The sequence below is a fragment of the Metabacillus sp. B2-18 genome (assembly GCF_021117275.1).
In the GTDB taxonomy this organism is placed as follows: Bacteria; Bacillota; Bacilli; order Bacillales; family Bacillaceae; genus Metabacillus.
Map to the genome: position 1 here is coordinate 4,601,283 of NZ_CP088245.1, position 20,416 is coordinate 4,621,698.

General features: G+C 36.0%; 18 protein-coding genes and 1 pseudogene. 3 read left to right on the forward strand and 16 right to left on the reverse strand.

Features of this window, described 5'->3' with window-relative positions; translation table 11 throughout:
* Nucleotides 1-27: 27 nt before the first annotated feature.
* The 5 genes from LPC09_RS23060 to LPC09_RS23080 all read right to left on the reverse strand — a co-directional run bounded on the left by LPC09_RS23060 (nucleotide 28) and on the right by LPC09_RS23080 (nucleotide 7,832).
* Nucleotides 28-1,710, reverse strand: a complete 1,683-nt coding sequence (locus LPC09_RS23060; RefSeq protein ID WP_231308499.1) for a methyl-accepting chemotaxis protein — start codon at nucleotides 1,708-1,710, stop codon at nucleotides 28-30.
* A 48-nt stretch (nucleotides 1,711-1,758) separates the two neighbouring features.
* The gene (locus LPC09_RS23065) at nucleotides 1,759-3,216 is read right to left on the reverse strand and encodes a sugar ABC transporter substrate-binding protein (protein WP_231308500.1); all 1,458 of its coding nucleotides are present in this window, start codon (nucleotides 3,214-3,216) and stop codon (nucleotides 1,759-1,761) included.
* A 254-nt stretch (nucleotides 3,217-3,470) separates the two neighbouring features.
* A complete protein-coding gene (locus tag LPC09_RS23070) occupies nucleotides 3,471-5,156 on the reverse strand; it encodes a glycerol-3-phosphate dehydrogenase/oxidase (RefSeq protein WP_269217404.1) in 1,686 nt (561 codons plus the stop codon).
* Between the two features lie 294 nt (nucleotides 5,157-5,450).
* Nucleotides 5,451-6,977, reverse strand: coding sequence for a glycerol kinase GlpK (gene glpK / locus LPC09_RS23075; RefSeq protein WP_231308502.1), 1,527 nt, complete (start codon nucleotides 6,975-6,977; stop codon nucleotides 5,451-5,453).
* Between the two features lie 33 nt (nucleotides 6,978-7,010).
* Nucleotides 7,011-7,832, reverse strand: a complete 822-nt coding sequence (locus LPC09_RS23080) for an MIP/aquaporin family protein (RefSeq protein ID WP_231308503.1) — start codon at nucleotides 7,830-7,832, stop codon at nucleotides 7,011-7,013.
* A 428-nt stretch (nucleotides 7,833-8,260) separates the two neighbouring features.
* Here LPC09_RS23080 and LPC09_RS27690 point away from each other — a divergent pair.
* A pseudogene (locus LPC09_RS27690) lies at nucleotides 8,261-8,520 on the forward strand (hypothetical protein); the annotation flags it as partial.
* 56 nt (nucleotides 8,521-8,576) lie between these two features.
* On the opposite strand, the gene LPC09_RS23090 reads toward LPC09_RS27690, so the two are convergent.
* The 11 genes from LPC09_RS23090 to LPC09_RS27695 form a co-directional block, all read right to left on the reverse strand.
* Nucleotides 8,577-10,325 carry a methyl-accepting chemotaxis protein gene (locus tag LPC09_RS23090; protein WP_231308505.1) on the reverse strand — a complete coding sequence of 583 codons (1,749 nt, stop codon included), beginning with the start codon at nucleotides 10,323-10,325 and terminating at the stop codon, nucleotides 8,577-8,579.
* 268 nt (nucleotides 10,326-10,593) lie between these two features.
* A complete protein-coding gene (locus tag LPC09_RS23095) occupies nucleotides 10,594-11,031 on the reverse strand; it encodes a DUF3862 domain-containing protein (RefSeq protein WP_231308506.1) in 438 nt (145 codons plus the stop codon).
* A 283-nt stretch (nucleotides 11,032-11,314) separates the two neighbouring features.
* Nucleotides 11,315-12,247, reverse strand: coding sequence for a DUF3298 and DUF4163 domain-containing protein (locus tag LPC09_RS23100; protein WP_231308507.1), 933 nt, complete (start codon nucleotides 12,245-12,247; stop codon nucleotides 11,315-11,317).
* 499 nt (nucleotides 12,248-12,746) lie between these two features.
* Nucleotides 12,747-12,980: a hypothetical protein gene (locus tag LPC09_RS23105; protein WP_231308508.1), complete on the reverse strand. Its 234-nt coding sequence runs from the start codon at nucleotides 12,978-12,980 to the stop codon at nucleotides 12,747-12,749.
* 77 nt (nucleotides 12,981-13,057) lie between these two features.
* The gene (locus LPC09_RS23110) at nucleotides 13,058-13,912 is read right to left on the reverse strand and encodes a transposase (RefSeq protein ID WP_231308509.1); all 855 of its coding nucleotides are present in this window, start codon (nucleotides 13,910-13,912) and stop codon (nucleotides 13,058-13,060) included.
* Nucleotides 13,864-15,378 (reverse strand): YifB family Mg chelatase-like AAA ATPase, encoded by a 1,515-nt coding sequence (locus LPC09_RS23115; RefSeq protein WP_231308510.1) that lies wholly within the window; start codon nucleotides 15,376-15,378, stop codon nucleotides 13,864-13,866. The genes LPC09_RS23110 and LPC09_RS23115 overlap by 49 nt, the downstream gene beginning before the upstream one ends.
* A gap of 284 nt (nucleotides 15,379-15,662) precedes the next feature.
* On the reverse strand, nucleotides 15,663-16,868 hold the full coding sequence (locus LPC09_RS23120) for a PPC domain-containing protein (RefSeq protein ID WP_231308511.1): 1,206 nt from the start codon (nucleotides 16,866-16,868) through the stop codon (nucleotides 15,663-15,665).
* A gap of 33 nt (nucleotides 16,869-16,901) precedes the next feature.
* Nucleotides 16,902-17,537, reverse strand: a complete 636-nt coding sequence (locus LPC09_RS23125; protein WP_231308512.1) for a DUF4352 domain-containing protein — start codon at nucleotides 17,535-17,537, stop codon at nucleotides 16,902-16,904.
* Between the two features lie 358 nt (nucleotides 17,538-17,895).
* Nucleotides 17,896-18,183, reverse strand: a complete 288-nt coding sequence (locus LPC09_RS23130) for a hypothetical protein (RefSeq protein WP_231308513.1) — start codon at nucleotides 18,181-18,183, stop codon at nucleotides 17,896-17,898.
* A 654-nt stretch (nucleotides 18,184-18,837) separates the two neighbouring features.
* Nucleotides 18,838-19,155 (reverse strand): lecithin retinol acyltransferase family protein, encoded by a 318-nt coding sequence (locus LPC09_RS27440; protein WP_269217405.1) that lies wholly within the window; start codon nucleotides 19,153-19,155, stop codon nucleotides 18,838-18,840.
* On the reverse strand, nucleotides 19,058-19,360 hold the full coding sequence (locus LPC09_RS27695; RefSeq protein ID WP_442920006.1) for a lecithin retinol acyltransferase family protein: 303 nt from the start codon (nucleotides 19,358-19,360) through the stop codon (nucleotides 19,058-19,060). Before LPC09_RS27695 ends, LPC09_RS27440 begins: the two co-directional genes overlap by 98 nt.
* A gap of 505 nt (nucleotides 19,361-19,865) precedes the next feature.
* On the opposite strand from LPC09_RS27695, the gene LPC09_RS23140 reads away from it, so the two are divergent.
* Together LPC09_RS23140 and LPC09_RS23145 are read left to right on the forward strand one after the other, a co-directional pair.
* Nucleotides 19,866-20,060: an aspartyl-phosphate phosphatase Spo0E family protein gene (locus LPC09_RS23140; protein ID WP_231308514.1), complete on the forward strand. Its 195-nt coding sequence runs from the start codon at nucleotides 19,866-19,868 to the stop codon at nucleotides 20,058-20,060.
* Between the two features lie 21 nt (nucleotides 20,061-20,081).
* Nucleotides 20,082-20,237 (forward strand): hypothetical protein, encoded by a 156-nt coding sequence (locus LPC09_RS23145; RefSeq protein WP_231308515.1) that lies wholly within the window; start codon nucleotides 20,082-20,084, stop codon nucleotides 20,235-20,237.
* Nucleotides 20,238-20,416: the final 179 nt, after the last annotated feature.

Here is a 20,416-nt window from a genome sequence, read left to right on the forward strand (position 1 = left end):
CTGGTTGGGACGAGGAACCTGTCCCCTCTAAACTTTAAATTTGTTGACCATTCCGTTCATGTTTTCTACTAGGATCGTTAGTTTGTTTGCACTTTCGGCTATGTTTTCTACTGTTTTATTTTGTTCTTCTACTGATGCAGAGATTTGTTCTGAGCCTGTGGCGTTATCTTCTGAGATCGAAGCAATGTGCTCAACGGATTCAATAATCTGGTTACTGCCTTGTTGAATACTGATAAATACATCTGATATCTCGTTAACCCTTCTAGACATTTCTTCAATATTTTGTTTAATATCCACAAACTGCCTTCCCGTTATTTCGATTTGTTCAGTTCCTTTATTTACTTCCTCATATCCCTTATTTAAGCCCTCCGCAATTTCAGTTGTTCCTTCCTTAATGCTATAGGCAATAGACGAAATATCTTCTACTGATCTTGTAACCCCTTCAGCGAGTTTTTTCACTTCAGATGCCACAACCGCAAATCCTTTTCCTGCTTCGCCTGCTCTTGCTGCTTCAATAGAAGCATTGAGTGCAAGTAGATTCGTTTGATCCGCAATTTCCTTAATAACACCTACGATACCAGTGATCGAATGTGTTTTATCTTCGAGGAGTTTAATTTTCCCTACAGATGTTTCCATTACCTTATTGATCCTACTCATTTGCAGTAACGATTCACTCATCTGTTTGTCTCCGTTAGTGGACACATCTAAAACTTGTTTAGAAAATTGGACTAACTTTTCACTAGATTCATTTGCAAAGATTATTTCTTTATTAAAGTCTCTTACTTTTTGAGATATACTCGTTGCATTTTCAGCTTGAACCCTTGTACCAGTTGCTAGCTCTTCAATTGTTGCTTCTACTTGTTGGCTCATATGTCTTACTTCTTCTGATGAATTCAAAAAAGTAGAACTCTGATTATTGACTTCATTTGAAAGTTTTGTAACCTCGGTTATCATTTCCCTCAAACTACCTTCCATATGAATAATAGATTGAGAAAGATCACCAATTTCATCGTTAGACGTAATGTCTATATTTTTTTCTTTCAAATCTCCCCCTGCAATATCACTAGCGAGATTTACCATCTTATTTAGCGATTTTCCGATTTTAAGAGAAAAAATAAATGCGTATATAATACTTATGATCCCTAATAAAATGATAACAATAATACTTAATATACCAGTGAAATTCGATTTATTCGTTAATTCCTCACTGTGTATTTTTTGCTGTTTTAATTCAACTGACATATAATCCTGAATCCCCGCCTGAATTAATCGAGCATATCTTTTCATTAGCTTGTTTTGTTCGACCATTTCAGAAGAATCTTTACTCTGAAAAACTTTTTCATTTTCTTCTGAATAAGAAAGTAGCATTCTGCTAGCAGAATCAAACGCCTTTAATTCTTTTTTACCTGAAACATTCTTTTTAATAAGTTCAAGATTAGTATTAATTTTATCGAACTTTTGTTGAATAATTTCTTTCTTTTCTGGTGTTTGATCTAAAATATATTTCGATATATCTTGTGAAATTTCATTTGTTAACGAGATAATTTCATTTGCTAACACATTCTTTGTTACCATTATATTTTGCTGATCAACAAATGATTTCATTAGTGAATAAGAAATCAAACTCACTAATGACATAAGAAGTATAATCGCTGTAAAGCTAAAAATAAGCTTCTTCTTCATTGAAAAACGAATTTTTTTCCGTTCCATCATATTTACCCCTTTAATTTCTATATCAAATCCTAGAAAGATTTCTGTTTATTTTACCGGTGCTCCAAACGTATAGTCATACCATTGGTCAGGTGTTTGAGTTTTTATACCAAAAATAGTCTCACCATCTTTAGTGACCATTGGAATGTTTGGGGTAATTATATTGTGAGGAATATCTCCATCTTTTGTTATAATTTTCATTAGTGTCCTCATCCCTATGTCAGCAATAAATGGGGTGTAAGGTGTATTTACTTCAAATTTTCCTTCTTTGACATTATTTATCGCTGTCTTAGAATCATCGATTGATAAAAAGATCATCTTTTTACCATCGTCTCTACTATTTAATCGATTCTTTTCATTCGCAGCATCATATGCAGCTATGGTTTCATGGTCTCCAGTACCAAAAACAACATCGATTTTGGAAAATTCATTTAATGCTAACTGCATATTAGCTAAGGCCTCAGCGGTATTATCATGATCATGATAAGATTTTAATATTTTAATATCTGGAAAATAACTTAACACCTTTAAAAAGTGACCAGTTCTATTAGCATCAGCAGTACTTCCAAGAGGCTTTCTTAAAAGTAAAACATTAGCTTTGAGCTCGCTCTCTTGTGCCAATTTCCATACCAAATACATACCAGCTTGTGCACCATTTGCAGGGAAGTTTCCTGTTACTCTACTTGTTGTGGCTTCTAAACCAGTCATTCTATCAACACTTACTACAGGTATACCAGCTTCAAGTGCTCTTTCAACAGGGGCAATTGTGGTTTCTGATTCAACCATAGGCCAGGTTAAGATCCCATCAACCTTCTGCAGGACAAAGCTATCAATAATATCAGCCATGCTATCATTATCCCACTGAGCATCCTTCACATCTAATTCAACATTTGAATGCCTATCTGCTTCCCACTGGGCAGAGTCTGCTAGTCCAACATTCCATGGCTGATCAAACCCATGAATAGCAACCCCAATTCGATATACTTTATCCTTATCTCCTACGGGTCCTTCATTCAAGCTTACATAATTTGCAAATGGTAGTTTTATATTTAAATCACTAAATGATCCCTTAACTTCACTACCTGCACCATTTTCCCATTTATAGTTATCATACGGATCTCCAGTTGGATAACTGTTCATATACGATTCAAACTTTTCTCTTTTAAATAGTTCAGCTATTTCATTATTAGCATTTGATAAAGGAATATTAATGAAAAACTCTAAAATATCACTCTCTGATAGTCCCTTTGACGGTAAGCTTTCAAAATAACTTAGAGCATCCTGTCCACTTAGACCTTTAACTTCTTCAAAAAAAGGTGACAAATCCGTTTTTTTAACAGGAGTGTTACTTGTAGAAGAGCCTTCATTAGATTGATCTATTTCTTTTATTTCTGTAGACGAATCTTCCTCCTGTTTCTCTAGAGTTACTTTATTTGTACATCCAGAAATAATTAAATTAAGACAAATCACACTCATTAAGGTTATGCTACAAATTAATCTCTTCATCTAGTAAACCCCTTTTATTTTTTTAAAAATCTAAAAAGGAAAGCTGCAACAATAAACTTCCAAATTAGATTAACTATATCATAAGACCTATACCTTTTGAACCAGATTCTGTTCCTATATTTTTACCAGTCGAATCATATAAAATAGGAACCGGTTCCTATTTTCACCGGTGTCAATACTGCATTTTTTAAAGGCAAGCTAGATAAAAATGCTTGCCCAGGTCACTCTGTATCAAAGATTTCAATGTACATTTTTTACACACTTTTTTGATCAGGAAGTTTCTCAGAATCTTCAGGAACAATCGCATCATGTATGTGTTTTTCTAGCTCATCGGAAAAATGGAGTTCCTGTTCCTTTGACCAGTTTAGGATCGTAGTCATATAGGTAGCCACAGGATCTTTCCATTTTTGTACCCAACTTATATCAAAGAAAAGACTACTTGTTCTTCTAATAAAAAAGTCACATAGTGTTTCTACCATTTCATGTTCAATTCCGTAGATCAGTGATGCAAATACTTCTAGAGATAGTCCTGCCTGCTCTGCTTCGACGCCTCTATGTTTTATGATTTCATAAAGATAGGAAATATTAGATCCATATCGATTTACTAGCTTCGTAGCTTCTTCTTTGGTTAAGCCAAGTTCAATCCCTTCATGTACTTGTTCAAGAACAAAGAAAGGATACTGTTCTGAGCCGCCGACATTTCCTCCTGAAAGAATTACCTTATCCGTGGAACACTTAGGATAATCACTTCCATGTAATTCTCCTAACACAAGATCGACAACACCTTCTGCCATTTTGCGATAGCCTGTTAATTTTCCACCTGCAATGGTCACCAGTCCAGAACCCGAAACAAATATTTCATCTTTTCTTGAAATTTCAGAAGGATCTTTTCCTTCTTCATCGATAAGCGGTCGTAACCCAACCCAGCTTGATTCAACATCGTCCGGAGTTAAGTGTAGATTTGGAAACATGTAATTGGTTGCCTTTAGAATATAATCTCGATCTTCCTTCGTCATTCTTGGGTGGCTAATTGTTCCTTTATAGTTCGTATCTGTTGTCCCGACATATGCTTTATGATCACGTGGGATCGCAAACATCATTCTTCCATCTTTAAAAGGTGTATCGAAATATACAGCTTCTTTTAATGGAAACCGCGATTGATCAATAACGAGATGTACTCCTTTTGTTAAATGTAGATATTTCCCTTTTTTTGATTGATCTTTTTCTCTTAACGTGTCCACCCATGGTCCTGCTGCATTTACGATTTTCTTTGCATAAATTTTTCTTTTTTCCCCTGTAATTAAATCCTGAATGGTAACTCCTATTATCTTTCCATTTTCATAAATAAAATCTTCTGCTTTTGTATAATTTGTCGCTAACACTCCGCGGTTTACTGCTTCCTTTATGACTTCGAGTGTTAAACGCGCGTCATCTGTTCGATACTCAACATACACACCAGAACCCTTTAATCCTTGTTTACGTAAAAGAGGCTCACGTTCAAGAGTTTTCTCTTGGTTAAGCATACTTCTTCTCTCACCTTTTTTTACACCAGCTAAAAAATCATATACCTTCAGTCCGATTGATGTAGAAAATTTACCAAATGTTCCATTTTCAATGATCGGTAGCATCATCCATACTGGCGTTGTAACATGTGGTGCATTTTCATAAACGATGGCTCTTTCTTTTCCTACTTCAGCAACAAGCTTTACCTCAAATTGCTTCAAGTAACGTAGACCACCATGAACTAGTTTAGTAGATCGACTTGAAGTTCCTGCGGCGAAATCCTGCATTTCAATTAAGCCAGTTTTTAATCCACGAATTTGAGCATCTAAAGCAATTCCCGATCCTGTAATACCTCCTCCAATAACGAGCAAGTCTAAGGTTTGACTCTCCATATTATCGAGGTATTGGGTGCGGTTTAAACTTGAAAACTGAGTCATAACGATCATCCTTTCAAAATTACTTTTTAAAAACGTTCTGTTAAACTTGAATATTGATTACTACTTCTATTACACAGGTTAGAGATCCTCATGTAAGAACCTGACATCTTCCCCTTTAATCCACCTTTCATAACCAAAAAATGGGACCACAACATTAACTGTAAAGAAGCTCTTTTACAGCCTAGTTGTGGTCCCTCATAATCTCTGACCATACCTATTAACTTGTATAAATAATCTTATAATTTATTACATAATGATCTTACAAATCTCTAAGTGATCCAACAATTAATTTGCTTAAGTCGTTTGCAATTTGTTTTGTCGCTTTTTAGGTTTAAATGCCATTGTAGCCTCAACAGCTTGCTGCCATCCTTCATAAAGTTCGTCTCTTTGTTCGTCCTCCATTGAAGGCTCAAATGATTCATCAATTTGCCATTGTGTAGCAATTTCTTCGCGATCCTTCCAGAATCCAACTGCTAAGCCGGCTAAATATGCAGCACCTAAAGCTGTTGTTTCATTAACAACAGGGCGTTCAACTGGTACGTTCAAAATATCACTTTGGAAGTTCATAAGGAAATTATTTTTAACAGCGCCTCCATCTACTCGTAATTTCTTTAATTGAATTCCTGAATCTGCCTCCATTGCTTGCAGTACATCCTTCGTTTGATAAGCAAGAGACTCAAGTGTTGCGCGAACAAAATGCTCTTTTGTTGTTCCTCGAGTTAATCCAAAAACAGATCCTCTTGCATCGCTATCCCAATAAGGTGTACCTAGCCCTACGAACGCAGGAACAACATAAACTCCGTCTGTTGAAGCTACTTTTTCTGCATAACCTTCAGATTCAGGTGCGTTTTCTATCATTTTTATTCCATCACGTAACCATTGAATAGCGGAACCAGCGACGAAAATACTTCCTTCTAAAGCATACTCTACTTTTCCATCAATACCCCATGCAATGGTTGTTAGTAATCCATGCTCCGAAGGTACCGCTTTTTCTCCTGTGTTCATTAACATAAAGCATCCAGTACCATATGTGTTTTTGGCCATCCCTTTTTCATAGCAAGCTTGCCCGAATAATGCTGCCTGTTGATCTCCTGCTACACCGGCAATTGGAACTGCTTCTCCAAAGAAGTGATAGTCAGCTGTTTCAGCATAAACCTCTGAAGAAGATCGAACTTCAGGTAACATAGATCTTGGAATATCTAAAATCTCTAGCAATTCATCATCCCACGCTAACTCATAAATGTTATACATGAGTGTTCTTGACGCATTGGTATAATCTGTTACGTGCTTTGTACCACCAGATAATTTCCAAATTAGCCAAGTATCAATTGTTCCGAATAAAAGTTTTCCTTCATTCGCTTTTTGTCTTGCACCTTCAACATTATCAAGGATCCATTTCACCTTTGTTGCTGAAAAATAGGCATCAATTAACAATCCTGTTTTTTTACGGAAAATATCATTATATCCATCAGCTTTTAATTCTTCACAAATATCAGCCGTTTGTCTTGATTGCCACACAATGGCATTGTAAACTGGTTTGCCTGTTTCTTTATCCCAAACAACCGCCGTTTCACGTTGATTCGTAATTCCAATACTCGCAATTTCTTTTGGAGAAATATCTTTTTTAGCTAACACTTCTGCCATAACAGCTAATATAGAACTCCATATTTCTAGCGCATTATGCTCGACCCAACCTGGTTGAGGGAAATATTGAGGAAATTCTCTTTGTGCAACTTCTACAATTTCCCCATTTTTATTAAATAGAATGGCTCTTGAGCTAGTAGTACCTTGGTCCAATGCTAAAATATATTTCTTTTCCATATGAATTCCTCCTCAAATTTATATCAGAATTTTTTAGACTACCTTTTGTTTATTGACTTCAATTCCTTTATTTAAATTAGAAATCTTTGCAACTACTGCAATGATAGCTAATGCCCCTATTAAAATATATAACGGTGTAATGGAACCGCCTACATATAATGCTTGATAAAACTGGGCTCCTAGAACACCACCTACAATTGGTCCTATGACAGGAATCCATGCATATTTCCAGTTTGATGATCCTTTTCCCGCTATTGGTAATATGAAATGAGCGATGCGCGGCCCTAAATCACGAGCAGGGTTAATTGCATAACCTGTTGTTCCACCTAAAGATAACCCGATTGCTGTAATGAAGAAACCAACTATAATAGGATTTAATCCTTCAGTAAATTCATTTACTCCAATAAATAAAAGTCCAAAAACTAATACGGCTGTACCTAAAACCTCACTTATAAAATTAGCTGGAGTATGTGCAATTGCTGGATCAGTTGAGAACACAGCTAGTTTTGCTCCTTGATCTTCCGTAGCCTTCCAATGTGGATAATAATATAACCAAACAATTGTTGCACCAAGAAATGCCCCTATCATTTGCGCAGCGATATATGATGGTACGTCTGCCCAAGGAAATTGCCCAACAGATGCCAAGCCAACAGTTACAGCTGGATTTAAGTGAGCACCACTTATACTACCAACGGCATAAACCCCGAACGCAACCGCAAATCCCCATCCCAAAGTAATAACAATCCATCCAGAACCCTCTGCTTTTGATTTGTTAAGGACTACACCCCCAACAACGCCGCCACCAAAAATAATTAAAATCATTGTTCCAATAATTTCACCTAAAAATGCTGACACGCTAATTCCCCCTCTGCCTATTTAATTTTTTCATTAACAAGCTAACAGTTTGCTAATTTTAGAGATAAAAAAAGACAGCTAATAGTACTAATAGGTTTTAAGACCTATTAATATTACTAGCTGTCTCTCAAAGACTCATCAGCACGGCTCTTAACTTGTTAAATTTATTATAAAGGATAATTCCGGGTTTGTAAACGCTTTATTTTTATATTTTTGGGACAATTATCCGGGTCACTAAAAACAAATCCTAAATATTAAAAATAAAAGAAAAGAAAACCCTCCTACTTTGGTATTATTGAATCGACCAAGAAACAATTAATCAAAGAAGGAAGGTTTTCTCTTTATGCTTACAGAAAAAAATGCAATTAAGCATCTACTTTTTATTATGCAACAGAATTCCAGAAACTCATAAACTTAAACTATTATAAGAGTTTAAAAAGGAATACAGGAAAAGAGCATGCCAAGAGTGGGAAAATGGCGTGATGTAGAATTTAAATGGGCTAAATCCTGCCAGAGGGTACGGTCAAAAAACATGGCTTTACAAGCAAAATTAACTGCATTAACAGTAAATTTAAAGAGGATAGCAGCAATACTATCCTCTAAGAAAGAAGCTGAATCTAATTTTATTTCCATTTTCTCCAACTTTTTTGTTATAGATTATGAAATTCGCCAAATGCGTGCTGGGTAGGTAATAATACTTTTTCAGTGGCTACGGACAAGGAACCTGTCCCCGTGGGCCGCCCCCTACAACCTAAACTTCTGAATAACCCCCTGCAACTCCTGCGCCATCTTACTCAAAGATTCTGCAGAACCAGCAATTTCATCCATTGAAGCACTTTGTTCTTCAGCAGCAGCTGCTACTTGTTGAGTGTTGGAGGATGATTGCTCTGATATATGGGCCACTTCTTCAACAATTCCTACCACATTTTGCGACCTTGAATTTACTTCTTCTACAATTGTGGATACTTCCTGCGTTTGGGAGGTAACTTGTTCGATCAATTCTGCTATGCCATGGAAGGTCTCGCCTGTTTGATGAACCATTTTGATTCCTTCTTCGACAACAGCCGTTCCTTCATTCATAGAAAGTACAGCTTGAGTTGCCTCGCTTTGTATGAGACTCATAGATGTTTGGATTTTCCCAGCAGCTTGGCCCGACTGTTCGGCCAATTTACGAACCTCATCAGCTACGATGGCAAACCCTTTTCCTTGTTCTCCAGCCCTAGCCGCCTCAATAGCAGCGTTAAGAGCTAATAAGTTTGTTTGATTGGCAAGTTCTGTTATGAAATAAACGATTTCATTAATTTCCTTTGTTTTTTCACCTAGACTATTCACAACATTCGAGGTTGTTTTCACCTTATCCTGCATCATCTTCATTTGCGCAATCGTCTGAGTAACCACATTGCTTCCATTATTAGCTGATTTATTTGTTTGTACAGTAAGTTTCACAACCTCTTGTATCGATTTAGTAACCTGGCTCATACCTTCTGAAATTTCTGCAACAGTAGTGTTCGCTTGGCTTGTACTTGAAACCTGCTTCTCTGATCCAATAGCAACTTCTTGGATTGATGTTGAAATCTGCTCGGTTGCCTTTTTTGTCAAATCCGAACCTGCTGTTAGCTCTTCAGAGGATGCTGCTACTTTTTCCGCAGAATCACCAACTTGTTTAATTAACCCTTTCAAACTATCAACCATTCTATTAAAATTCTCTGCTAATTCACCAATTTCATCTTTTGACTTGAAAGGTAGTGGTTCTACTGTTAAATCACCGTTTGCGACACTTTTTGAGCTTTCTGTAATCGCTATAACCGGCTTTGCCATTACCCCGGAAAACACCGAAACAACAATAACTCCTATTACGATTGATGCTCCTAATGTAATTAACAGGTTCATCAATACGCTATTTGCTCCTTGGTTAAAGTCCATCGTATAAGTACCAGCAGAAACAATCCAACCCCAATGAGAGTCTTGCTCTGCATAGGTGATTTTTGGTTCAACTTTATCTGGGTTATCAGGTAAAGCCCAATCATACGTTGAAAATCCATTCCCATTTAAGGCCTGTTCTACTACCAATTTCCCAACCTTTGTTCCGTTAGGGTCCTCTGAATCCCAAATATTTTCCCCTTCTTTACTAGGATGAGCAATTAATGACCCATCATCTGAAATAACAAACATATATCCATGTTCACCAACATCGATGTCTTTGTTGATTGGTCTTGTCCCATCGGCCCCTTTTTCTCCGAGAATAACAGTCTTTACTTTATCCTGTGCTTCTTCAAGAGTCATGGTTCCCTGTTCAACTTCGCTGTTTAGTAGGTCGATCATTTCAAGAACCAGTTGAACGTTATTTTTCAGCTGGGCTTGACCTGCTGCATCTAGTTCATCTACTGTTTTGGTGTAACTAGTGAACCCAATAACCGCACTAGGAATAATTAATAATAGCAAACTGAAAAGTAATAATTTTGTGCGGATTGAGTTAAGGAATTTAAGGTTCATCTTGCTTTCCCCCTTTAAGATCAATGTTAAGCGCTTTCATTCCTTTGTCTAGTATTAGACTAATTTAGACAAAGGTATGGTACTTTTTACGTATATTACAAGGAAATTTTATATGATAATCATACTAGATTTAATAGATTAATGTACAGTTAATTTCGAATATTCCTCACTTTATAATCTCTAAAGTATTTTAATACAAAAAAATCCCACAGAGCCTATTCGACTGTGAGATTCCTTTTTACTTGGTGGGACAAGGAACCTGTCCCTGCTATTCCAACCCAATCTGCGTCTTATCAATCAATTGCCCACCCTGAAATGTAAAGTTTGCGGCTTTATTTTCATCGCCAGTTTCCCACTTATACATAACTGTGTGAACCTCAGATCCTTTCTCTCCTGCTTCGGACATGACTTCCCCATCGGAACCGATGATTTGTTTCACTTCATCGTATGTCATGCCATTTTCGATTTGTTTATACTTTTCAACTGTTAGAAGTTCAGCCTCATTCTTCACCTCTGATTGCTCCTCTTCTTTTGAGCTATCTGCTGAATCCTCTGTTTGTTCAGTTGTGTGACTCTCTTCTTGTTGAGACTCTTCCTTAGTAGTATCATTACCTTTATTTACTCCCCAAATGATAAGCCCAACTAAGATAATCACAACAACTATCGCCGCAACTAGAAAACCTAATCTTTTATTGTTTGATTTCAAGAATACGTACCTCCATTACTATTAAAAGTTTTACATTATTAGGATAACATTGTAAGTGTGTATAATTCTACAGGGACATGGGGACAGGTACATTGTCCCATCCATAAAGAGAGTTGTAAATTAAGGGAACATATACCGTTTATGCTATTCATTACAATCTTTCCACAAAAAAACTAGCGAATTTCAATAGAAAGTCGCTAGTTTACTTTTACTTACTACTATTAAATTTCACCACTGGAAGATCAAAGTATTCCAGAGACTGTTGGGACGCGGAACCTGTCCCCTAATTATAAACAACTGCAGGTACGATCACTTCTGGATTTCCCGAAGCGTATGGAGCTACTTCGTATTCTTGGAAGAATAGTTTAACTCCTTTTGCATTGTAAACCCATGGACGATCGCTGTCGTTAATGACAATTTGGTTTACTGAATCAAGTAATAACATTTCTTCACCGCGTTTTTCTTGATTTCGTAAATCATTATATGCATAGTTTCTAACAGTCTTTAATTTTCCCTTTATTGCTGATGATAAGTTAATTGTGTTTCCTGTTAAACAATCAAAATTCAATGTGTAAATACCGCTCATCCCGTGAGCACCACCTGTATAGGCATACTCTCTAAAAAGAACACTTAGACGATGTTCTTGGTTATAGTGGATTTCAAATGAAAAGTCATATTCCCAATCCCAAAAATCTCCGTATCCATAATCATCCCAATCTTCTCTTGCTAGAGCTTCTTCCTCTTCAAAGCTTATGATTGTTTCGTTGATAGATTGAGCAATTGAATATAGCTCGTCATTGATTTTCTTTTCTGCCTTTTTGTCAAACATATTAGTTACTTGAGGATAAATAAAATTTGTACCTGGGTATGATTTCTTCACGATTCTTACACCATTAGCAGCTTGTAATCTAGATTGAGATGGAGTCTCATACTTTACTGAACTATCATTTTTTATATACTTTCCTCCACCAATTCCTAAATAGCCGTTACGGTTTGTATAAACTCTGTTTAATTGGTTTTTTTTAGCAGTGCCTGATTTAACATATTCATCATCAGACTTAGTGTAGATATTAACATCTTTTAACATTGTAACTCGACCAATTTGGCCTTTTTTCAGTTCCATATTCCCCCACATAACCTTAGCAGCTGCCGATTGAGGTTGTACGAAACTAAGAGATAATAGTAAAACAAGTAATAATGGCAAAACCTTTTTCATAAATAAACCCTCTCTTCTAGTACAAAAGTATTATTAACTAGAAAAATATTATCATGATTATTCAACAAACGGAATGTATATTAATTGACAAAAAACGACAGGGAAACGACAGGGGACAGGTTCCTTGTCCCGTTGAAACTTCTGTTGTTAGATAATTACACACCTACTACATAATTACAAATTGTGAAAACGTCTAAATGCTAGAAGTATATTATGAAAATCTGAATAAAGTAATTTACCTATATAGTTATATTGAAAACTTGTATTTAATATAAGGAAAAAATCGTACTGTGCATATGAGGGGTGGTGCAACGGAACACTTCTCCAATTTCGGATATAGATTCTATGGGAAATCTAGAGGTAGGAGGGGTTTTTGTAATTTTGATTGCAACTACTATGGCTTTTCCCTGTGATGTATTCATAATCAGAGCAGGACGATATTTACCACCCTGCTTATCTTGATAAGGTACAAACACCCTGTATACTTCACCTGGTTTCATTAATCACAAAGCCAATCTTCCGCAAACTCTTTATGTGCTTTATTTTTGTAATTAACATTAACTGTGCCGTCTTCTCCAACATAAATAGCCTTGCTACTTTTCTGAAGTTTATCCATATCAAAATCAGTATCAACTTTGAGAGGGATTGTACTTAATTTTCCTTTATAAACACTTTTTAACTTAGTACGATGCTCTTGAGATCTCATTAAGGTGCTACGAGAATGACTTCTCATTATTATTGCCTCCCTAATATGTATCATTAATATTCATACTAACGAGTACTTATATTATTGTCAATTTATGGGACAGTTCATCTGTCCCTCTGTCCCGTTGTGGGACAAGGTACCTGTCCCACCCGTTCAATCACAGACCTGGATACACCGGTCACTCTCGACAGCTGCCTTATTGAGACGCCATTCATCTCTTTCAACTTACTTAAAATTAAATCTCTCTTTTCTTTGTCCATTTGTTGCAAAAGACTCACATGTGTAACCCCCATTTCATCGCATAAGTAATCTTTCACTTCACTATCAGTTACTCTTATTCTCACATGATCATCTAAGCATTCATCATCATTGGGCTGTCCCATAAATTCTTTATACAATTTAATAGAATCACTTCTATCATCCGAAAACAATTCAAGTCCATAATCTATATCAACAATCTCTGACTTAACAAAATATTCGTTCACACTCGTCCATTTACTATCAAAAACACTCCCAGCCAGTCCCGCTTTTAAAGGATTTTGATGTATATATCTTAAGACCTTTAAAAAAGAAACTGAACTCTCAACTACTTCACTTTTAAAACGGTCCTGAAACAAATGCCCATAGCGATCGTATTTCATGTTATACCAGTAAACATAGCTTGAGCTAATTCGTTTTACAGAATCTGAAACACTTTCTGCCTCTTCTTTCAATAAAAGGTGAACATGATTATCCATTAAACAATACCCATATAGTTGATATTTACATTGATCTCTATATTTCTTGATGGTTTCTAGAAATCTTATTCTATCCACATTGTCTTCAAAAATTGTCTGTTTATTTACTCCTCTTAGCATCACGTGATAGATACCACTTCGACTCTTTTTCCTTGCTATTCTAGGCATAACAATCACCTCAACTCCCGAAAAACTGTTCGTCTTAATTGAATAGCCTTCCATACGGACTCTTCCGTTATCTCTAGTTCTCCTGCTAAATCTGCGATCGTTCTGGCTAAGCGGAAAATTTCAATTTGAACGCGGTTACTCCACTGATTTTTAGTTGCTTCCCTCATTATTATTTTTTGTTGTTTTTCCGTCAAAGGGCTGGTTTTAATTAATAAATCATAAGCTACTTTTGCATTAGTAACCTGCTCTTGATACCGAGTAAATTGCATCTCCCTCGCCTTCCCCACACGACAACGTATTTCGAGGGATGTTTCTTCCTTCCCTGTAACCTGATCGAGATCAACAGAGTTCAACGAAAGCAGGATATCCATTCGATCATAAACAGGTCCCGATACACGATTACGATAAGCTTTGATTTGTTTTTGAGAACATGTGCAATAGTGAGAGGAAGAGCCGAGGTAACCACATGGACAGGGATTCATAGCCCCGATGAGGATAAAAGAGGCTGGGTATGTCACAGTTGAGTGAACTCTGCTAATAGTGACCTTTCCCGTTTCAAGAGGTTGACGAAGCATATCTAAGGTTTTCTTCGTAAATTCGGCCATTTCATCTAGGAAAAGAACACCATGGTGAGCAAGTGAGATTTCACCTGGCTTTGGATAAGATCCACCACCAATAATCGCGATGGCAGAGGCAGAATGATGCGGATGTCGAAATGGAGCCATTTGGGGATCATACAGTCTTTCGTTTGCGAGTTGATATAAGCTTATTACTTCTAATTGTGCCGACTTAGAAAGTGGTGGAAGAATGGACGGAAATGTTTCAGCAAGTAAGCTTTTTCCACAACCGGGTGGGCCGCTCATAAGGACATTATGACCTCCGGCAGCAGCTATTTCTAGTGCTTCTTTTGTAAATTGATGACCTATAATGTGTGAAAAATCCTTTTGGTGATCGAAGAAAGGGGGTTCCTGTATAGGTGAGGGTGTGAATGTCTGTAATGATAAAGGGGGCTGACCACATAATAAATTTATAACATCTTTGATATGCTGAACAACAACACACTCGATTCCGCTTAACATATCAATTGGTATACGCGGATCGTATGGAAGAAAAGCTCTTTTATAGCCCAACTTCACAGCAGCAATTAACGCAGGCAGCATCCCTTCTACCCTTTCAATCGTGCCATCTAGCGACAAAGCCCCTATGAACATGGTGTCGGGCGGTATCTGTTCCTTTATATAATTCTTTTCCTTAAGAATTCCAATGGCGATAGGCAAATCAAACAACGGACCATTTTTCTTCTGTTCTGATGGTGATAAATTGACTACTACCTTCTCGGCTGTCCCCGAACTAACAATCGACCGAATCGATGATAATACACGTTCCTTTGATTCTTTGACAGAAGTATCCGGCAGTCCGACAATGACCATGGACTCCACTCCGGGGCGTACTTGGACTTCTACTTGTACTCTATAACCTTCTAAACCTCTTAAACCAACGCTTGAGATTTTTACTGTCAAAGGCATGACCTCCTTATATCATAATTATGAACTTCATTTTAATAGGAAAAATAATGAGCTTATTCTGTGGGGGAATAATAGATGGTAAGGTTGGAGATATAGGTTCATTTCGACATTATCTGGGGAAATCCTGCATAAACATATTAAAAATTTCTATTGTTTTAGGTCAAATATGTTTACCGTTAAAACGCTTGTCTTTCGCTAAAGTGAACAGGTAAAAAAAGTGGGGGCGGGAGAGACAAGGAACCTGTCCCTCCGTCCCCAGGGCCAATGAACCCGTCCCCTTATCTATCAAGCTGTACATGCTGAGTTGGAAGGACATAGTATCCTCCACCTACCATATAGCGGCCGTTTTCAACTGCATATACTCTGACAGTTTGTTTTGGGTTGAACTTTTTGAACAATGTTCCATCAGGAGTGTAAACATTCATTGCAGATTCTTTTCCCCACACATGTCCGTAGTAGTAAAGAGTGTCTCCTTTATTTCCTTTCAGAACATAATACCCGCCACCTACTTGGTAACGATCTTCTTGTACTTCAAATACCCTTAAGCCTTCCCCTTTTAGTAGCTTTCTATGGGCTTTTCCCTGTGGGTTGTAAAGGACGATATCTTCATTTTGTATGAGAACTCTCCCAATCCAAGGAACTTCGCTTTTCGACTTTACCGATAATTCAATCTCATATGGAAAGCTAGGAAGGTCCGTTTGCATAATCTCATCTACTTCTAAGAAATAAGTGCCTGCTTTCAGCTCAACATTGTAAACAATGTCACGATCTTCAAAAGGAGTATTTGATCGTTGAAAATCTTTGAATACATTCTCTCCATTACGATCATCAATCTTTAACCAACCAAAACTTTCCGGCTCTCTTTTATGCTTTAGTGTGACAGTACTATCTTCAATAAGAGTAAATTTGTAAGTATCAATTGAATCATTTGAGTTAAAAAAGCCTTTATAACGCTTGTTAAGCTCTAAATCATTTGCTTCGACTCTTAATTGGTTGTCTTCCTTTTCAAAGTACTCACCCGGCTCAAAATCAACACTGAATGAATAATTGATTTCGCTAGGAGCTCTCCCAGCTGAAAGAACTAAGTAATAAGTTCCAGCTGGAAAGCCAACATTTGCCTGCTCATCTCCAATTTCTCCTGGGTTAGATGAATACTTAATAAAACGATTATCTACTTTTCCATTCGTTAGTAAGACTGCCACATCACCTTTAACGTCACTACTATCAACATTTAATGTGACTAAACCACTTTCCTTCAATTCGAATTTGTAATAGTCATCTTCTTCACTCACTCGATCTCCTTTAAACGTAGATTCATATTCTTTATTTAATTCAATTGTTGTTGCTGCTGAAAAAGTTTGATTAGGCTCTACATCTATGAAGGTTGAGTTGACTTCCGCAGCAATAGTATCTGCTGGCACTGCTATTGTTAAAATCCCAAATGTTAAAACTGATAATACTAAACTAGTAAGATGTTTTTTCATTATTATTCCTCCAATTGACTAAAAAATTAGTAGTTATTCTACAGGCAATGGTACTTCAACAACCATTGGGTCCCTGAGGTTTTGACCTGCCACTTCTGTTATTCTTAAGGTTAAATTTACGTCTTCTTTCGGAGCAATCATCACCTGATTTCCCTCTTTGTATCCACCAGGAATCACATCTGAACCATCTTCTAATTGATTGTACATATTTGTCCCATGAATATTTCCACTCTTTACTTCTCCATTAGGTGTAATGACGTCAAACGAAACCATGACCATGCTAGAAATTTCCTCATCAGAAGAATTTGTTAATTTTGCATTAAGAATGGCGTATCCATCTTCTGAGTTAGTTGGCGTTGAAGCTTGAACATGCCCGGTAGCAAATTTCCGGTAAATACCATCCACTTTATAATAGTGGTTTAACGTAACCTCGTAATCACCTACAGTCACTGTTTTATTAATCTCAATGGGTTTACCATCCTTTGGTCCATTAATTTTATCAATTTCTTCATTGGTTAAAGCATTTAACTCTTCTTGTGTCATTTCAGATGGGTCCAATTGTTTAGAAACTACCTCACTATCTTTGGTGGTTTCTGTTGTTGGAATCGTTTCTGATTGTGTACATCCTGCTAATAAAATTAGTACTAAGATTGTTATCGCTTTTTTCATATTTACCTCCAAGTCTTTAATCTAGGTGCCTTGCAATCAACTCTCTTTGAACCATGGTCATATTTAATGAGAAAATAAAGAACGCTAAAATGCCTATCACCGTTCCGATATTCGAAAAATCAAATGAGTTAACGATGTATTTTGAAATGAAAGCCATCAGAACTCCTGCTAGGAAAATTAAAACTGCATTAAGATAGTCTCTTTGTAGCATATTGCCTGCGCCAAGTGAGATCATGTTAATAAGATAGAAATTCCGTACCTTACTTTTGTTAAGAAGTCCGAAACCCAACTGCTAAAATGATCATTGCCCATTTAATACTAAAGTAAATTAACAATCCGATCGTCTCCTCTTTCTAAATTAATGAAAATGATTGTTTTCCTCACTATACTCATGCTGCATCTCAGATTGCCTAGCGTTTTCATTATGAGTTCGAACCATCCTATCATGAAACTCCATATGTTCTTCTGCTTCTTTACTTGATGAATGGTCCCAGTGAAGGTAGCTAGTACCCCCACTTCTTCGAAAGAATAAGATGTTTGCAATGAAAAAAACAACGATGCCTTTAATGGTGATGGTTAGTGGCACAAACAATTCCGAATGTGTAATCATCTGTAGGTTACTAGCAGAAACTCTTAAAATACTCAATTCGATAATCACCCATAAGACAACAGAAATTAAGAAAATAGAAACACCCTCAAAATACTTTCTTCTGATAAAATGACTTGATCCCAGGCAAATGAAATCACAGATAAGTAAAGGGCATTTTCCCAGAATTTTTTTGGGCAAAATCAGACTGAAAATTAATAGGAAAACTAGAATGGATAACGCATAAAATGGGTTAAAAAAATTAATCATGAGTACCACACCCTTCCAAATTACTGGTGTATAAAATTGACGTAAAAAACAAAAAATCTCCTCCTTTATGGAAAGTTGATAAAGATTAAATATACAAAGACACAACCAAATAAGCCTTTTTGAAAGGGCCAAAAATCCTATTCATTTGGTGTATTAAATGTATATTTTTCTTTATCTCCCTTTAAAGGAAGAGATATATATAATAAGTGTATAAGTGTAAATTGCGAGATGTATATAATAAGTGTATAAATGTATAAATGTATAAATGTATAAATGTATAAATGTATAAATGTATAAATGTATAAATGTATAAATGTATAAATGTATAAATGTATAAATGTAAATTACAATGTATAATATAGTAATATATTACTATATTGGGTTTAATTTGTAAATAGATTTCTGTTAACTAATTTTAATAAATCTGGGACAAGGAACCTGTCCCTAAATGGTTGCCAGCTTTACAAACGATTCTACTTGATGACTTTGATGAACACCTGTTTTAACCCATATGGCAAAGTGTTCACAGTTATTTACTACGAGATTATATTCCTTTTGCCCTAAACATTTTTTTGCATTTTGTATTGTTTCTTCATTTGTATTCAAAGGTCTTTTTTTGAATAGCGTGTATAGCTCTAAAAATAAGTTAACATTTTTAAGAAGATCATATAGAGGGTCTGTTTGCCTTACCATTGTTTGAAATGCTCCAGTTTTTATATCTGGACACTGTGATTGGAGGGCTTTTGATAGACGAATGTGCACGCTCACAATCCAAGATAAAAAAACTATCAGATCCCCTTAGAAAATGGTTCATATCGGTTTCCATGATTTCGTTATTTTTCATGTCAATATCTGAGTCTTTAGAGGTAAAGTGAATCACTCTATTATTTCCTATGTATACTCCATAATGTTCAAACGGGACCCCATGTTTAGTTTTCCGTTTAACCCCTATAACATCCCCTGCCACTAGCTTTCTATTTTTCTGTTTATATTCTATAAATTTCTTAACACTTTCCTCAGCCGCTTTTGTCCCAATTATACTAATCCCGCTTTTAATTAGTACAGATGAAATAGAAGGGCCTTTCTTAAGTACGGTATCAATAGCTATCTTAGTCAGAAATGAAGGCAACAAATGGGATTATCCTTATCAGTTGTTTTACTTTAATATTTATTAAATATGTGTAGTTAATTTGAAAAAATGGTAAAATTTACTCACAGACCTATATAGTATCATTTTATCACTTAGCTAAGATATATAATTCTGTAAAAATGCTTTTATGTTGAACCTTATTTACCTTCTGCTCAAAAGGAAAGCATATGTTTTCTAAAATATCCACTTTACTGCTGGGACAAGGAACCTGTCCCCGTGTGTTTCCCGTGTGTTTTAAAAATTTTAATTTACATATTTGGAATATCTCTGGTAAAATCAACTAAAGAAATTAGTTCTTTTGAACCAAAGGAGGAGTTTGAAAATGCAGCCTCTATCCGTATCCGAACCAACATCACCTACTAATGACGACTTATTGATGAAAATTAACTTTCTCAAAATTGAATTAATTGAAGTTGGCTTAGTAATTGGACTGAACCATCCTATAACGATTTCCCTTAGTCAAAAACTAGATAAGTTGATTTCAGAGTACCAAAAGACCCAAATTTACGGACATTAAAGTTTAGGAGATTATATGCAAATGGATAACGAATTAAGTAAAGAAATCATAGAGTTAGTAAAGATAGCCTCAGAATCTGGGGTAAGTAAAGAGGATTTCATTAAATTCTTAGAAGAAAAGAGCAAAGAAAAAATCAAGAAACCTACATCTTCAGCAATAAAAGAGAAGACAAGTTAAAAATCTTACATGTGAGTTTTGTTATAAAGTATATCCAATGACAATCTGAGTTAAAAAAGCTTGTACTTGTTTCACACTGATCGTTTTATTACATTTTTCTTCCATATCTCTCCCATTCTTTCACCTTGGACATCCAAATGCTGACTTCCATTAATGATGTGCCATGATTTACTCAGAAA

Excerpts from the sequence above, each read along its gene's own strand:
- LPC09_RS23105 (WP_231308508.1), bottom strand. The coding sequence starts at position 12,980 with ATGAGAAGTCATTCTCGTAGCACCTTAATGAGATCTCAAGAGCATCGT.
- LPC09_RS23065 (WP_231308500.1), bottom strand. The coding sequence starts at position 3,216 with ATGAAGAGATTAATTTGTAGCATAACCTTAATGAGTGTGATTTGTCTT.
- glpK (WP_231308502.1), bottom strand. The coding sequence starts at position 6,977 with ATGGAAAAGAAATATATTTTAGCATTGGACCAAGGTACTACTAGCTCA.
- LPC09_RS23125 (WP_231308512.1), bottom strand. The coding sequence starts at position 17,537 with ATGAAAAAAGCGATAACAATCTTAGTACTAATTTTATTAGCAGGATGT.
- LPC09_RS23120 (WP_231308511.1), bottom strand. The coding sequence starts at position 16,868 with ATGAAAAAACATCTTACTAGTTTAGTATTATCAGTTTTAACATTTGGG.
- LPC09_RS23140 (WP_231308514.1), top strand. The coding sequence starts at position 19,866 with ATGCAGCCTCTATCCGTATCCGAACCAACATCACCTACTAATGACGAC.
- LPC09_RS23070 (WP_269217404.1), bottom strand. The coding sequence starts at position 5,156 with ATGACTCAGTTTTCAAGTTTAAACCGCACCCAATACCTCGATAATATG.
- LPC09_RS23110 (WP_231308509.1), bottom strand. The coding sequence starts at position 13,912 with ATGGAAGGCTATTCAATTAAGACGAACAGTTTTTCGGGAGTTGAGGTG.
- LPC09_RS23100 (WP_231308507.1), bottom strand. The coding sequence starts at position 12,247 with ATGAAAAAGGTTTTGCCATTATTACTTGTTTTACTATTATCTCTTAGT.
- LPC09_RS23090 (WP_231308505.1), bottom strand. The coding sequence starts at position 10,325 with ATGAACCTTAAATTCCTTAACTCAATCCGCACAAAATTATTACTTTTC.
- LPC09_RS23060 (WP_231308499.1), bottom strand. The coding sequence starts at position 1,710 with ATGGAACGGAAAAAAATTCGTTTTTCAATGAAGAAGAAGCTTATTTTT.
- LPC09_RS23145 (WP_231308515.1), top strand. The coding sequence starts at position 20,082 with ATGGATAACGAATTAAGTAAAGAAATCATAGAGTTAGTAAAGATAGCC.